Below are 17,218 nucleotides of genomic sequence, written 5' to 3'. Positions count from 1 at the left end.
ACTGTGACGCCCAATCGTCTTCCTTCAGAGGCGTTTCCGTTGTCGTCGGCGCAGTACGGCGTTTGGTTTGCTCAGCAACTTGCCCCGAATGTGCCTCACTGTATCGCGCAGTACGTGGAATTCCACGGCGATCTCGATCTCGACGTGTTCCGCCGAGCCGCTGTAGCAGCGGGGCATGAAGTCCAATGGGCGTATCTCCGATTGATCGAGCTTTCCGGCGAGCCGTACCAAGTTGTCGATCCTTTGCTCGGAGGAGAGATAGGGTTCATCGATTTTTCTACCGAAACCGATCCGATGGCGGCTGCGCAGGCGTGGATGTACGAGGACCGTACGAGCGAGATGAACCCGATGCGCGACCGTCTGATCGCGTCGTCGATTCTGAAAGTCGGTGACGCCCACTACCTGTGGTACGGCCGCGCCCACCACGTTGTACTGGACGCCTATGCAGCGATGACGATGGTAAACCGTATTGCAGCGTTGTACTCGGCGGCAATCGAGGGGCGTGAGCCCGAACCTGGCACTGCGGCTGATTTGCGCACGTTGTACGAACTCGATTGTCGGTACCGGGAGTCCAGTCGATTCGAGTCCGACCGTGCGTACTGGACCGAGAAGCTCGCGGGACTTGCAGACGGTGTGAGTCTGGCCGAACGAGAAGCGCCTCCGACTGTGACCGATACGTTGACGGCCAGGTCCCTTTCAGAGGAAACCGTTGCGCGGCTGACGGATTCGGATCGGCGGGGGAGTGGTACGTCGACGGCCACGATAATCGCAGGCTTCGCCTGCTACCTCGCGCGGATGACGGGCCGAACGGACGTCCGGGTGGATATCCCGGTATCTGCTCGGACTACCGCAGTTCTTCGGCGCTCGGGGGGCATGTTGGTCAATGTTGCGCCGTTGCGGATCGAAGTTCGCGCGGAGGATACGGTCGGGGAGTTGGTCGAGCGTGTCCACCTCGAACTGGTGGGTGCATTGCGGCACCAGCGAGCCAATCTCCACGAAATGCTTCGTGGTGTGAGCGGCGGTGCGGTTTCGCGCAGGAGTTCGGCACCGATGGTCAATGTGATGCTGTTTCCTCAGGAAATCAATTTCGGTCCCGTGACCGGTGATTTCCACGTTCTGACTTCCGGTCCGATCGAGGATCTACTGGTCAATGTCTACCAGAGTGGTACACCGGCAAAGACTTTCGTCGAGTTCCGGGGAAACTCGGACCGCTATCGTGACGACGAGTTGGCGCCGCACCATGACGGGTTTGTTTCGCTCGTCGAAGATCTCGTGGCAGCCGGCCCAGATACTCCGATATCCGCCGTTCACTCGGCCAGCGCGAGGGAAGGCACGCGCAGGCGCGAGATGGCCAGGCAGCTGGACTACTGGCGGCGCACCCTCGCGGGGATGCCCGGCCTGTTAGAGCTACCGACGGATCGACGACGACCGAAGCAGCAAACTCGGAAGCTGGACAGTGTGCAGGTCAGTTTTGGCATGCAGTTGCCCGATCAGCTGAAAGAGATTTCTGTCAAACGTGATTCAACCCTATTTTCGGTTGTGCATGCCGCCTTGGTGGTGATGCTTGCCAGGTTGTGCGGGACCGAGGACATCGCAATCGGGGCGCCGCTCGCCAGAAGTCCCGCGGCTGGAGAGTGCGACGAATCCGCTGTGGTTGCCGACGCCGTGGTGTTGCGGACTCGCGTGGATCCGGGATGTTCGTTTTCGGACCTGGTAGACCAGGTGAAGCACCGCGACCATGACGCATTCAGTCACACGCAGGTGCCGTTCGACGGTGTGGTGGACGCGCTGGGTGTTGCCCGATCGTCGGCATATTCTCCCCTCGTCCAGGTAGTACTCGGATTCGACGGCGACGCACCTACGTCAACGCCGGGGGTAGCAGTGACGGCGCCCGAGGCCTGGTGCCTCGGGAAACGCTGTGACCTGCAGGTGACGGTGAAAAATGAGGTCAATGATGCTGATCACGGTGTGAACCTGTCACTCGAGCTGACGTTCGCCGGCGACCTGTTCGATCGGGAAACGATGCAGGCATTCGCTGATCGTTTGGTTCGGGTTCTGGAGCGGTGCTTGGTGGATCCCTCAGTGCGGATCGATGATATCGATCTGCTGTCACAACTCGAATGCCGGCAACTAGGGCCGGTTCGTGGGACGCTTCCGCTGCCTGCGGCGACGCTTCCGGAATTGCTGACGGCGTCGGTGGCTGCTGACCCTGATGCGATTGCTGTGGTGTGTGGAGATCGGAAATGGACGTACGCCGAGCTTGATTGTCGCTCGAATCGTTTGGCGCACTGGCTGATCGGTCGCACAGTCGGCCCGGAGTCGTGCGTGGCGGTGGCTATGGCGCGCTCGTTCGAGTCGGTTGTGGCGGTGTGGGCAATTGCAAAGACCGGCGCGGCATTTGTTCCGGTGGATCCGGCGTATCCGCATGCTCGGCTCGAGCACATGCTGGCCGATTCGGGTGCAGTTGTCGGGCTGACAATTGCTGCCGCATCCGCAGCATTGCCGTCGGCGGTTCCGTGGCTGGTGCTCGACGACGACGCGGTGGATGCGGAGATTGCGGGATACCCGGCGACCCCGGTGAAGGACCGCGACCGTACAGCGACACTGAACCTCGATCATCCGGCCTATGTGATCTACACATCCGGTTCGACGGGCGTTCCCAAAGGGGTTGTGGTGCCGCACCGGGGATTAACCGATCTGGTGGCGGAACAGTGTGAACAATTCGCAACGGGTCCGGATGCGCGGGTGCTGCACTTTGCTTCTCCGAGTTTCGATGCCTCGGTGTTCGAAATGGTGTGGGCGTTCGGGTCCCGCGCTAGATTGGTGATCGCGCCGTCGACGGTGTACGGGGGAACTGAGCTGGCAGCGTTGCTCGATCGTGAGCAGGTCACCCATGCGGTACTGACGCCGTCGGCGTTGATGTCGGTCGATCCGGAGGGGTGCGAATCATTGCGGTGTCTCGTGGTGGCGGGTGAGGCGTGTTCACCGGACCTGGCCTTGCGTTGGGCGCCGGGGCGGGCGATGTTCGACGCTTACGGCCCGACAGAGTCAACGATCATGGCGAATGTCGGGGCCTTGGATGTATCGGGGGAGCCGGTCACGATCGGTGGCCCGATCCGAGGCTTCGAGGAGGTCGTACTCGATTCACGGCTTCGCCCGGTGCCGATCGGAGTGGCTGGGGAGTTGTACGTGGCGGGTCCGGGTCTGGCGCGTGGGTACCGGAATCAATCGGGTCGCTCGGCTGCCCGATTCGTCGCTGATCCGTTCGGGGTACCGGGACGTCGCCTGTACCGCACCGGAGATGTCGTGAGGTGGCGGCACGATCGGGCGGGAAGTCTGAGTCTCGAATATGTCGGCCGAACTGACTTCCAGGTCAAAATCCGAGGCTTCAGGATCGAGCTCGGCGAGATCGATTCGGTTCTGACCGGTCATCCGCACGTCGGTTTTGCGGTGACTCGTAGTCGTGCCGGACCTGCCGGTGACCCTGTCCTGGTGTCCTATGTGCTCCCGAGTGGCAGCGAAGGCGTCGACGTTGTCGAGCTGAGAACCTACGTCCGCTCGCTACTGCCGGAATACATGGTGCCCGTGGCAATTTCGGTCCTGGACGAACTTCCGTTGACGCCGGTCGGCAAGCTTGACAGTAGTGCACTCCCCGAGCCGGATTTCGGAGTTGCCAGCGCGGAGTTCCTGTCGCCGCGAACTATGACGGAGGAATCCGTCGCCGGCATTTTCGCCGAGATGCTTGCCGCCGATGAGCTCGGCATCTACGCCAACTTTTTCAACCTGGGCGGCAATTCCTTGATTGCAACCAAGGTGGTGGCGCGGATCAACTCGGCGCTCGGCGTGAATATCGGTGTGCGGGATCTGTTCGACGCGCCCACCGTGGTGGCGCTGGCGGCCCGAATCGAGTGTGCGGGACACACGTCGGCCAGACCCGCACTGACTGCCGGTGAGCGCCCCGACAGGGTTCCGGTATCACTCGCTCAACAGCGCATGTGGCTTGTCAATCAGTTGGACACTTCGTCCTCCGCCTACAACATTCCCATCGCACTGCGGTTGACGGGCGAATTGGATGCGGAGGCTTTGCGAGCTGCGCTTACCGATGTTGTCGACCGCCACGAGACGCTTCGAACGGTGTACCCGGCCTCAGCCGAGGGGCCACTCCAGGTCGTTGTGCCGACAGATCAGGTGGTTGCCGAACTCCTTCCGGTGACAGTGCCGGACGGGGCGTCACTGGATGAGCAGATTGCCGACCTTGCGGGTGCAGGTTTCGATGTCACCGATGAGGTTCCGGTGCGGACGGCGTTGTTCCGTATCGACCATCACGAGCATGTGCTGGTGATGGTGGTCCATCACATCGCGGCCGACGGCTCGTCCCTGGCGCCCCTGGCACGAGACGTGGTGGCCGCGTACACCGCGCGGATGCATGGGCGAGCACCCAATTGGGGGCCGACCGCGGTGAGCTATGCCGACTACACCCTGTGGCAGCGCAGCATTCTCGGTAGCGAGTCCGATCCTGATTCCCTGGCCGCGGCGGAGCTGACGTACTGGCGGCAAACGCTCGCAGGAATGGCCGAGTCGACGCCGTTCCCGACAGATCGACCGCGTCCGACCTGGCGGTCGGGGAGAGGAAGCAGCGTGCGGTTCGAGCTCGGCGAGAGCTTGCATCGTCGGTTGGGAATATTTGCGCGCGAACATAATTCGACGATATTCATGACGCTGCATGCGGCGCTGGCTGTTTTGCTGAGCAGGCTGAGTGGGAGTACCGACATTGCGGTGGGTACTCCGATAGCCGGACGCGGCGAGGCTGCGCTCGACGAGATGGTGGGCATGTTCGTCAATACGGTGGTGCTTCGGACGCACGTCGAGCCAGGGTATTCGTTCGAGGATCTCTTGCGGCAAGTCCGGGAGTGCGATCTGGGCGCCTTCGCCCATGCTCAAAGTCCATTTGAACAAGTGTTGGAATCCGTTGATCACGTGCGGTCGACGGCTGTTTCTCCACTCTTTCAAGTGATGATGGAGTTGCAGAACACCGAGCCACCCAACCTGGTCTTGCCTGATCTGGAGGTGGAGGTTGTCGATGTTGATCTTGACGTCGCGAGGTACGACCTGCATCTGAGCCTCGCCGAGAAGTTCGATCCCGGCGACGGTGCTCCATCCGGAATATCAGCTTCCTTTGTCTTTGCCATCGACATCCTGGACCCGGCAACGGTTCACAGTTTCGTCGACAGATTCATTCGCATCCTCGAGGAGGTTGTGGCTGCACCGTCGGCACGGGTTGAGGATGTCGGCTTGCTCTCCCCGGAGGAATTGCTGGAACTGACGGCTGTGTCGGGTGATTCGGCGGGGCCCGGGGCATTGTTGCCGGAATTGCTGGCTGCGGGCGCCGCGAACCGGTCGGCGATTGCGGTGGTGTGTGGGGAACGGCGGTGGACGTACCGGGACCTCGATGAACAGTCGAATCGGTTGGCGCGATTGTTGATCGGACAGGGCGTGGGTCCGGAGTCGGGTGTCGCGGTTGCGCTCGGGCGGTCGGTCGAGTCGGTATCGGCGGCGATTGCGGTGGCTAAGTCGGGGGCATCGTTTGTGCCGGTCGATCCTCTCTATCCGGCCGCCCGGATTCAGCACATACTGACTGATTCGGCTGTGACGGTGGGGATTACGATTTCGGAGTGGCGTGATATCTTGCCGGGTTCGGTGCGGTGGATCGTACTTGACGACCCCGTTGTGGAGGGTGCGCTACTGCGGGAGTCCGTGCTTCCGATCAGTGACGGGGAGCGGACAGCTGAACTCGACATCGATCACCCCGCCTACGTCATTTACACGTCGGGGTCGACGGGTGCGCCGAAGGGTGTGATAGTGACGCATCGCGGACTGGCAAATCTGGTGGCGGAGCAGTGTTCTCGGTTCGGATTAGGTCCGGATTCTCGAGTATTGCATGTTGCGTCCCCGAGTTTTGATGCTGCGGTGTTGGAACAGTTGTGGGCATTTGCGTCGGGTGGGCGGCTGGTGATTGCTCCGCAGTCGGTCTACGGCGGCGGCGAGTTGGCGGAGATCTTGTTGCGCGAGAAGGTGACTCATGCGGCGCTGACGCCGGCGTTGTTGGGGACGGTTGATCCCGCTGGGCTCGAGGATCTCGGGACGGTTGTGGTGGGCGGTGAGGCGTGCCCTCCGGAGTTGGTGACGCGTTGGGCGCCGGGTCGGCGGATGTTCAACACCTATGGTCCGGCGGAGGCGACGATTCAGTCGAATGCCGGTGCGCCGATGGTGGCTGGTGAGGTGGTGACCGTCGGCGGGCCGATCTGCGGTTTCGCGGAGAGCGTGCTCGATGCGCGGTTGCGGCCGGTGCCCGTCGGCGTTGTGGGGGAGCTGTATCTGGCGGGCCCGGGGTTGGCGCGTGGTTACCGCAATCGGAGGGATTTGACGGCGTCGCGATTTGTCGCCGATCCGTTCACGGGTTCCGGTCGCCGGATGTATCGAACCGGAGATGTGGTGCGGTGGCTACGGCTTCCGGACGGAAGCCTGACCGTTGACTACGTCGGTCGTTCGGATCTGCAAGTCAAAATTCGTGGTGTCCGTATCGAGTTGGTGGAGATCGAATCGGCGCTGTCGGCTTGTCCGGGGGTGGCCCAGGCTGCGGCTGCGGTGCGTCGCGAGGCGGAGAGGGGTGACCGATTGATCGGGTACGTCGTGCCTGAGCCCGGGGTTGACCTGGATGTTCGCGCAGTGCTCGATGGTGTGGGCGAGACATTGTCTCCGCATATGGTGCCCGCGACTGTGATGGTGCTCGAGTCTCTGCCCCTTACCTCGAACGGGAAGCTCGATCGTGACGGACTGCCGGAGCCGGACTTCGCCTCCGGCAGAAGCACATTCAGAGCGCCGGTCACCGAGGTGGAGATTGTTCTGGCGGGATTGTTCGAGGAGGTTCTCGGAGTTGCCGAAGTGGGCGTGGAGGATTCGTTCTTCTCGCTCGGCGGTGACAGCATCATGTCGATCCAGTTGGTCTCGCGGGCAAAGCAGGCTGGAGTGCATTTCTCACCACGCGACGTCTTCGAGCGCAAGTCGGTGGCCGGTGTGGCGGAGGTTGCCGTCGTCGGTGAGGGAACCGCAGCGTTGGAGGAGCTTGCCGGGGGCGGTGTCGGAGAGGTTCCGTTGACGCCGATCATTCACTGGCTGCTGGAACGCGGTGGGTCAGGGTTCGGCCGCTTCTCGCAGGCCGTCATGCTGGGTCTGCCGGTGGGGATCGACCGTCCGACGTTAGCCGGCGTCGTGCAGGCGGTACTCGATCGGCATGACATGCTGCGGGCGCGTCTGTTCCGGAAGCCCGATGCAAGCTGGTCGTGGGAGGTGCTGCCGGCCGGAATGATTCGAGCCGACGCTGTTATCCACACGGTGCCGATGGAGGAGGGAACCGACTTCCGTGAGTTGGCGGCAGCAGAGTTGAATGCCGCAGCGGATCGGTTGGATCCGGCTTCGGGGATCCTCGTGCAGGTGGTCTGGTTTGCCCCGGTCGAGACTCGCGATCCGGGGCGAGTGCTGATAGTGGTGCACCATTCGGCGGTCGACGGGGTGTCGTGGCGGGTGCTGGTGCCGGATCTGGCGACCGCGTGGGCGCAGATCGACGCCGGCCAGGAGCCCGACTTGGCCCCGGTTGGAACGTCGATGCGCCGGTGGGCGCACGGCCTGGTTGATGCGGCCCATGAGCCGGCGCGGATCGCGGAAATCGATGTGTGGCGGAAGATGGCCATCGCGGACGACCCGGTGATCGGGTCCAGGCCACTGAACCCCGTTGTCGACGTGAACTCGACGGTGGAGTGTATTTGCGTGGAGTTGCCCAGCGACATCACGGAGGCGTTGTTGACCACCGTTCCCGAGGCGTTCCATGGCGGTGTGGGCGACGGGCTGGTGGCCGCGCTGGCAACGGCGGTGACGATGTGGCGTCGCGATCACGGAGTGAACGTCGATGACGTCCTGATCGGTCTCGAAGGGCACGGACGTGAGGAAAGCGTTGTCCCGGGTTCAGATCTGACTCGCACGGTTGGTTGGTTCTCCACGAGTTTCCCGATGCGACTTGATCTTTCCGGCATTCACCTCGAGGAAGTTAGTGTCGGTGGCGCGGTGGCTGGAGCGTTGGTCAAGTCCGTGAAGGAACAGCTTCTTGCGGTTCCCGACCACGGGATCGGGTACGGCTTGCTGCGGTATCTCGATGACGACACTGGATCGGAATTGCGGGATCTTCCGGCACCGCACATCGCTTTCAACTATCTCGGCCGTGTGGTGACCGAGCTTCCCGAAGGCGTCCCGGAGGCCGGATGGCTGCCGGTCGACGATGCGGGGCAACTCAGTGGTGCTCAGAACCCGGACATGCCGGTGTCCGCGGTGCTCGATATCAACGCCATGACCGTCGGCAGCGCGAGCGCGCCGCGATTGCGCGCGACGTGGTCGTTCCCCCGAGGGGTGCTGACTGCGGCCGAGGTCGACGAACTGGCCGCGTCGTGGTGCGAGGTGTTGACCGCACTGACCAGGTACGCCGGTACCGACGGGGCCGGGGGACACACTCCGTCGGACTTCGACCTTGTCGCTCTGGGTCAGGCCGAGATCGAAGATCTCGAGGATCGGTACCCGGCAATGAGCGACGTCTGGCCGCTCTCGCCGCTGCAGGCAGGGCTGCTGTTTCATGCACTGGTGTCCGAGGAGTCGGTCGACGCCTATGTTGTTCAATTGGTTGTCGAACTGCGCGGGCACGTCGATCCGGAGCGCTTGCGCCGCGCCGCGCAGATGGTTCTCGATCGGCATGCAAACCTGCGGACCGCGTTTGTGCCGGATACAGAGGGTGGGCCGGTGCAGGTGGTCCGCAGCGACGCGTCGGCGCCGTGGAAGCAGATCGACCTGTCCGGCCTGGACGACGACGCACAGGATCGTGAGTGGGATCAGCTGACGGCAGCTGACTGGGCGGCTGGGTTCGATACAGCCCGAGCCCCACTGCTGCGCTGGATGCTGGTCACCACCGGACCGGCCGGCTATCGGCTGATGCTGACCAACCACCACCTGCTGCTCGACGGCTGGTCGACGCCGCTGCTCTTGCGCGAATTGTTGCTGCTGTACGCCACCGGAGGAGATACGGCGCCGTTGCCGAGACTGTCCCCGTACCGGGATTATCTGGCGTGGGTCGAGCAGCAGGACGTTGAACGGTCTCTCGAGGAATGGATGCGGTTGCTCGGCGACGTCGACGGACCGACGTTAGTTGCTCCGCTCGAACCAGGCCGCCGATTTGCCGAATCACGTGACGTGCGAGGTGAATTGAGCGAAGAGCAGACGAGTGCGCTGACGGACTTCGCGCGGTCCCGCGGAGTCACCCTCAATACCGTGGTCGAGGTGGCCTGGGCGATTATCTTGGGCGCGTTGACGTCCCGAGACGATGTGACGTTCGGTGCGACGGTTTCCGGGCGGCCCCCACAGATCGAGGGCATCGAATCGATGATCGGTTTGCTTGTCAACACGCTGCCCGTGCGCGTGCGGCTCGATCCCCACGAAACTCTCGGCGGACTTCTCGACCGGATCCAGGCGGAGCAGGCGGCGTTGCTCGATCATCACTACGTCGGTCTCGCTGATATTCAACGGGTGGCCGGGCCGGGAGCGGTCTTCGACACGATGACAGTGTTCGAGTCCTATCCGGTCGATCGCGCGGGACTCACTGCCAGTACCGACATCGCCGGGATGCGGGTAGTCGACGTGAGCGGCACTGACTCCGCCCACTACCCGATCAGTGTGATTGCGCACGTTGACAAGAAACTGAACCTCAGAATCAAGTACCTCCCCGAACTCTTCGACCACGACGCGATAACGGAGATCCTCGAGCGGACCTTGCGTGTCATCGAATCCGTCGTCGCCGACGCGGATGTGCCACTGGCCAAGTTGGATCTGCTCTCTCCCGACGAATTCGGTGAGTTGTCATCGGTGTCCGGTGGTCCCGCGGCTCGCGGTCGTGTGTTGCCGGAGTTGTTGGCTGTCGGCGCTGAGAACCGGTCTGCGATCGCGGTCGTGTGTGGGGATCGGCGGTGGACGTATGGGGAACTCGACGAACAGTCGAACAGGTTGGCACGGTTGCTGATCGGCCGCGGTGTCGGGCCGGAGTCGAGTGTGGCGGTGGCGATGGCGCGCTCGTTCGAGTCGGTTGTGGCGGTGTGGGCGGTGACAAAGTCTGGAGCGTCGTTTGTCCCGGTGGATCCGTTGTATCCGGCCGCGCGAATCGAGCATATGGTTTCCGATTCTGCTGTGGCGGTGGGAATTACGTTGTCGGAGTGGCGGGATCGACTACCCGATTCGGTCCGCTGGCTCGAACTCGACGATTCGACGGTCCGGATGGAGCTGACAGGGCTGGCGGTCGATCCGGTGACCGACGAGGACAGACTCGCGACACTGGCACTCGATCATCCGGCGTACGTGATTTACACGTCCGGTTCGACCGGGGTGCCGAAGGGTGTGGTGATTACCCATCGCGGTGTGGCGAATCTGGTGGTGGAGCAGTGTTCTCGGTTCGGGTTGGGTCCAGATGCGCGGGTGTTGCATGTTGCGTCGCCGAGTTTCGACGCTGCGGTGTTCGAGCAGATGATGGCGTTCGGTGCGGGGGCGAGATTGGTGATCGCCCCGCCGTTCCTGTACGGCGGCGGCGAGTTGGCGCAACTGTTAGATGACGAGGGTGTGACTCATGCGGTACTCACGCCGACGGCGTTGGCCTCGATCGACACCACTGCGATCGATGCAGCGTCGCTGCAGTGTCTGATGGTGGCGGGAGAAGCGTGCCCGCCGGAGTTGGCGGCGCGATGGTCGCGGGATCGCGTGATGTTCAACCTGTACGGGCCGACCGAGTCGACTATCTGGTCGAATGCCGGTCCGCCGTTGGTCCCAGATGACCCGGTGACGGTCGGTGGCCCGATACATGGCTTCGATGAATGCGTGCTCGATTGCAGGTTGCGTCCGGTGCCCGTCGGAATGGTCGGTGAGTTGTATCTGGCCGGTCCGGCGCTGGCACGTGGATACCGCCGGAGGGTCGGGCTGACGGCGTCGAGGTTTGTGGCAGACCCGTTTGCCGGTTCCGGTCGCCGGATGTACCGAACCGGCGATCTGGTGCGGTGGCTCCGAGGCTCGGATGGGAGCCTGAATCTCGACTACGTCGGTCGGTCCGATGATCAGGTGAAGGTTCGTGGATTCCGGATCGAACTGGGCGAGGTCGAATCGGCTCTGATGAACTGCCCGGGCGTGTCTCGGGCAGTGGCCACCGTCCACAGCGACGAGCCTTCCGGTGACCGGTTGATCGGGTACGTGGTGGCGGAGTCGGGGGTAGACGTCGACGCTCGGGCAGTCCTCGCGTTCGCCGGAGAACAGTTGGCCCCACACATGGTGCCCGCTGCTGTAATGCTCCTCGATTCTCTTCCCGTGACACCGAACGGCAAGCTGGATCGCGCTGCGTTGCCGACGCCGGAGTTCGGTACCGGTCGGAGCGAATTCCACGCGCCCAGAACTGAGATGGAAAAGGCGCTGGCGGGATTGTTCGAGGAGGTGCTCGGACTCGAATCAGTCGGTGTGGACGATTCGTTCTTCGCGCTCGGCGGCGACAGCATCATGTCGATCCAATTGGCGGCGCGAGCAAAGCGGACCGGCGTGGTGTTCTCGCCGCGGGATGTCTTCGACCGCAAGTCGGTTGCAGGGTTGGCGCAGGTTGCCGTCGTCGGCGACGACGTGGAGGCATTGACGTTGGAGGAGCTTGCCGGCGGCGGGGTCGGGACAATTCCGTTGACACCGATTTTGTCCTGGCTGCTCGAACGAGGTGAAGCGGGTTTCGGCCGCTTCTCGCAGGCAGTGATGCTGGGGCTGCCGGAACATGTCGATGCGGAAGGTCTGAGACGCACAGTCCAAGTGTTGCTCGACCGCCACGACATGCTGAGAGCGCGGTTGCGTCGGAATGAGGCGACGAGCGGGGAGTGGACGTGGGAAGCATTGCCGGAAGCAATGATTCAGGCCGAGGACATCATCACTCGGGTGGCATTGGACGTGGCGCTGGGAGGCTCGCAGTTCCACGAATTGGCGTCGCGAGAGTTGGACGCCGCAGCGGAGCGGTTGAATCCCGCTGACGGGATTGTGATGCAGGTGGTGTGGTTCGATCCGGAGGCAGGGCGCGGCCGAGTGTTGATCGTGATTCACCATTCGGTGGTCGACGGGGTGTCCTGGCGAGTGCTGGTGCCGGATCTGGCGACCGCGTGGGCGCAGATCGCGGCCGGGGTGCAGCCGGAACTCGCGTCGGTGGGAACCTCGATGCGCCGGTGGGCACACGGACTGGTCGAGGCGGCCCAGCGCCCGGAGCGGATTGCGGAACTCGATATCTGGCGAGCGATGGCGGTGGACGATCCGATGATCGGCTCTCGGCCACTGGATCTCGCGATCGATGTCGCGGCCACGTCCGAGACCGTCGAGGTCGATGTGCCTGCAGACGTCACCGAATCTTTGTTGACCACTGTCCCGGAGGTATTTCACGGCGGCGTGGGTGACGGACTGGTGGCCACTTTGGCGTTGGCGGTGACGAAGTGGCGGCGTGATCTCGGAGCGGATCTCGAGGACGTAGTGATCGGTCTCGAAGGGCACGGACGCGAGGAAGGTGTCGTCCCGGGTTCGGATTTGACGCGCACTGTCGGCTGGTTTTCCACGACTTTCCCGGTGCGCCTGGATCTTTCCGGTATCGATCTGGACGACGCCTACGCCGGCGGCCGGACGTTGGAGACGCTGGTCAAGTCGGTCAAGGAGCAGCTTCTTGCGGTTCCCGACCATGGGATCGGGTACGGCTTGTTGCGGTATCTCAATGACGACACCGGATCGGTGTTGCAGGACCTGCCGGTACCGCAAATTGCGTTCAACTATCTCGGTAGGGTCACCACAGGAATTTCGGTAATCGGAAGTGACGGCGGCTGGGTACCCGTCGACGACGCGGGCAACCTGTCCGGTGCGCAGAATCCGGATATGCCGGTACCGACGGTGCTCGACATCAACTCCCTCACCATCGACGACGGAATTCGGCCGACGCTGCGGGCGGTCTGGTCCTTCCCACGCGGGGTGCTCACCGCTGAGGAAGTCGGCGTGCCGGCTCGGTTGTGGCTCGAAGCCCTTTCCTTGCTGGCAACCTATGCCGCGCAGCCTGGTGCGGGCGGACACACACCGACGGACCTGAGCCTGGTCACGCTCGGGCAGACGGAAATCGAACGCCTCGAGAACCGGTATCCGGGGTTGAGCGACGTCTGGCCGCTGGCCCCGTTGCAGAAGGGGTTGCTGTTCCACGCCTTGGCTTCCGATACGGCCTCGGTGGATGCTTACCTGGTGCAGTTGGTCGTCGAGTTGCGGGGGCACGTTGATTCGGCGCGGTTGCGCCGCGCTGGTCACACGCTGCTCGACCGTCATCCGAACTTGCGCACTGCATTTGTTCCAAACACCGACGCCGGCCCGGTGCAGGTGGTCGAGGACAATGCCGACGCACCATGGTCGGAGATCGACCTATCCGGATTCGGGAACGAAGCACGAGGTTCGGAATGGGATCAACTGATGGCCGCCGACCGGGGGACGCGGTTCGATCCGGCTCACGCCCCGCTACTGCGCTGGACCCTGGTCACCATCGGGCCGGATCACTATCGGCTTGTGTTGACCAATCATCATCTGCTGATCGACGGCTGGTCGACGCCGTTGCTCCTGAAAGAGTTCCTGGTGCTTTATGCCACGGAGGGCGACAGCGCGATTCTGCCTCCAGTCCGTCCCTATCGGGACTATCTGGCCTGGATCGCGGAGCACGATACGACGGCGTCTCTCGCCACTTGGGTTCGAGCTTTCGACGGGCTTGCTGATCCGACCTTGGTGGCGCCGGCTGATCCCGGGCGTCGATATTCCGAATCAAAGGATGTAGCAGACGAATTGACCGAGGAGCAGACCGCGGCCTTGGCCGGTTTTGCGCGGGCGCGGGGAGTCACCCTCAATACGGTGATCCAGACGGTCTGGGCGATTATCTTGGGCGAGTTGACCTCTCGGGACGACGTGACGTTCGGTGCCACCGTTTCGGGTCGGCCCCCTCAGCTCGAGGGCATCGAATCGATGATCGGACTGTTTGTCAATACACTGCCGGTACGGGTCCGTCTCGACGCCGGCGAGACGCTGGGGCAACTCCTCGACCGAGTTCAGTCGGAGCAGGCCGAGTTGCTCGATCACCACTACGTGAGTCTGTCGGACATTCAGCGCGTCGCCGGGCCGGGAGCAGTCTTCGACACGATGACGGTGTTCGAGTCCTACCCGATCGATCGCGAAGGCCTCACCGAAGACACCGATATCGCGGGCATGCATGTGGTCGGTGTGAGCGGCGCGGATGCTTCGCACTACCCGATCGGCCTCGTCGCGGACATCGATACAACATTGCACCTGAGAATCAAGTACCTGCCGGAGATCTTCGACCACGACGCGATGGCGGAGATTCTGCAGCGGGTTCGTCGTGTCCTCGACGCCGTCGTCGCAGATCCGGATCTGCCGTTGGCGCGTCTGGATCTGCTGTCGCCGGAGGAATATCGCGAGTTGACATCGGTGACGGGTGGTCCCGCTGTGCCGGGACTGGTGTTGCCGGAGTTGTTGGCTGCTGGGGCCGAGAACAGATCTGCGATCGCGGTGGTGTTCGGGGATCGGCAGTGGACCTACGGCGAGATCGATGATCATTCGAATCGGTTGGCGCGGTTGCTGATCAGTCGCGGTATCGGTCCGGAGTCGTCGGTTGCGGTGGCCTTTCCGCGGTCGTTCGGTGAGGTCGTTGCGGCGAGAGCGGTCGCGAAGTCGGGCGCGGCGTTTGTACCGGTGGATCCGTTGTATCCGACCGCCCGAGTGGAATACATGCTCAACGATTCGGCTGTGTCGCTTGGTATTACGAACTCCGAGTGGCGGGATCGGTTGCCGGGCTCGGTTGAGTGGTTGGTCGTTGACGATCCGGTGACGGAAAGTGAGTTGGGGTCGGCGTCGGCTTTACCGGTTGACGATCTTGATCGGACGGCAAACCTGGAGATCGATCATGCGGCCTACGTGATCTACACGTCGGGATCGACGGGGGTGCCGAAGGGTGTCGTGGTCTCGCATCGAGGTTTGGCAAATCTGGTGGCGGAGCAGTGTTCTCGGTTCGATCTGGGCCCGGATTCGCGGGTGTTGCACGCTGCGTCGCCGAGTTTTGACGCTGCTGTCCTGGAACAATTGTGGGCGTTTACGTCGGGCGGACGGTTGGTCATTGTGCCGCCAGAAGTCTACGGCGGGAATGAGTTGGCAGAGATCTTGTTGCGGGAGAAAGTGACTCATGCTGCGTTGACGCCGTCATTGCTGGGGACGGTAGATCCAGCGGGACTCGAGGACTTGAAGACGGTAGTAGTCGGGGGCGAGAGTTGTCCGCCGGAGTTGGTGGAGCGGTGGGCGCCGGGACGACGGATGTTCAATACCTACGGTCCGGCCGAGGCGACAATCCAGACGGACGCCGGCGAGCCGTTGGCAGCAGGCGAGAAGGTGACAATCGGTGACCCGACGTGTGGGGTTGGCGAGGTTGTTCTCGACGGCAGACTGCGGCCGGTTCCTGTCGGAGTTCCGGGGGAGCTGTACGTGGAGGGTCCGTGTTTGGCACGCGGATACCGCAATCGGATGGGGTTGACGGCGTCGCGGTTTGTCGCTGATCCATTTGGCAGCTCGGGTCGACGAATGTATCGGACGGGCGATGTTGTCCGGTGGTTGCGGCGCCCGGGTCATGGTTTGGCGCTGGACTATGTCGGTCGTTCCGACTTACAGGTGAAGGTTCGTGGTTCTCGTATCGAGCTTGGCGAGGTTGAATCGGCACTCTTGGCGTGCAAGGGCGTGACCAGGGCTGTCGCTGCGGTTCGCAGCGATGAGAGGAGTGGCGATCGATTGGTCGGCTACGTGACTCCTCGGCCCGGCGTGGCCCTGGACTCGACGGAGGTCCTCTCCTTCGTGGGCGAGCGGTTGGCTCCGCAGATGCTGCCGGCGACGGTCATGGTGCTCGATGCAATGCCGCTCACGGTCAACGGAAAGATCGATCGCGCTGCGTTGCCGACGCCGGACTTCGAAGCGGGCCGAGCAGAGTTCCGGGAACCGAGCGAGGGTACCGAATCTGCTGTGGCAGCCGCGTTCGCCGCCGAACTCGGGACATCGCGAGTTGGTGCAGACGACAACTTCTTTGCCCTCGGCGGGAACTCGTTGATGGCGGCGAGTGTGGCTGCGCGGCTGCATGAATCGATTTCCGTCGATGTTCCGGTCCAGTGGATATTGACGCATTCGACACCCGAGTCTCTGACTCACCGGATCGCTACACGCGGTGCTGAGCCGGCTGAGGCCGACTCCGCACTTGCGGTACTGCTTCCGTTGCGTGCCAACGGGAACCGAAATCCACTCTTCTGTATTCACCCGGCAATCGGTCTGGCTTGGTGTTTCAGCGGATTGGTGCACTACGTCGACAACGACCGACCGATCTACGGAATCCAATCACCGGCACTGACCGATCCCGGGCTGCACTACACCTCGCTCGACGAACTTGCCGAACGCTACGTCAGCGAAATCAGGTCCGTACAGCCGCACGGGCCCTATCACCTGCTCGGTTATTCGGTGGGGGGTCAGATTGCGCATGCGATGGCGGTTCAGCTCGTACGTGAGGGTGATGACGTGGCGACACTCGCCATGATGGACAGTCGCTTGATGGACGAAACTGGGCCCGTTGCCGAAACGCCCACGATCGCCGGGTTGGTCGCCGAGTTCGGTGCCGTGGATACTTTCGAAGCCGGTGAAGAGGTGGCGGCGGAACAGGCGGCGGAGTTGTTGCGCCACAAGGGTGGACTGTTTGCGTCACTGACGGCGGCTCATCTCGAGACGTTGTACCGACAGTACTGCGATCTCGTCGATGGGGCTCTCGCGCACCAGCCGTCGTTGCTGGATGTCTCTGAGCTTCTTTTCTTCAGTGCAACAACAGATTCCGGTGAAGAGCAAGGTTTTGATGCTGAGTCCGGCGCAGCGAGGTGGAAGGATCGAATTACCGGTGATGTACTCGAGTATCGAGTTTCAACCAGACATGAGCAGATGACGAGTCCTCAGGGCCTCGCAATCTTGGGTCCGCTTCTTAATCGCCACTTGAACTCGGTCAACTCGAGGCGATGAGTAG

The 17,218-nt window shown here is 62.7% G+C and carries 1 protein-coding gene; it reads left to right on the top strand.

The window, feature by feature from the left end:
• The first annotated feature begins 3 nt into the window (after positions 1–3).
• On the top strand, positions 4–17,214 hold the full coding sequence (locus BDB13_RS21020) for a non-ribosomal peptide synthetase (RefSeq protein WP_094273538.1): 17,211 nt from the start codon (positions 4–6) through the stop codon (positions 17,212–17,214).
• The last annotated feature ends 4 nt before the right edge of the window (positions 17,215–17,218 follow it).

Origin of the sequence: Rhodococcus sp. OK302, from assembly GCF_002245895.1 — a bacterium.
Taxonomy (GTDB): domain Bacteria; phylum Actinomycetota; class Actinomycetes; order Mycobacteriales; family Mycobacteriaceae; genus Rhodococcus_F.
This window is presented reverse-complemented; position numbering and strand designations above follow the sequence as displayed.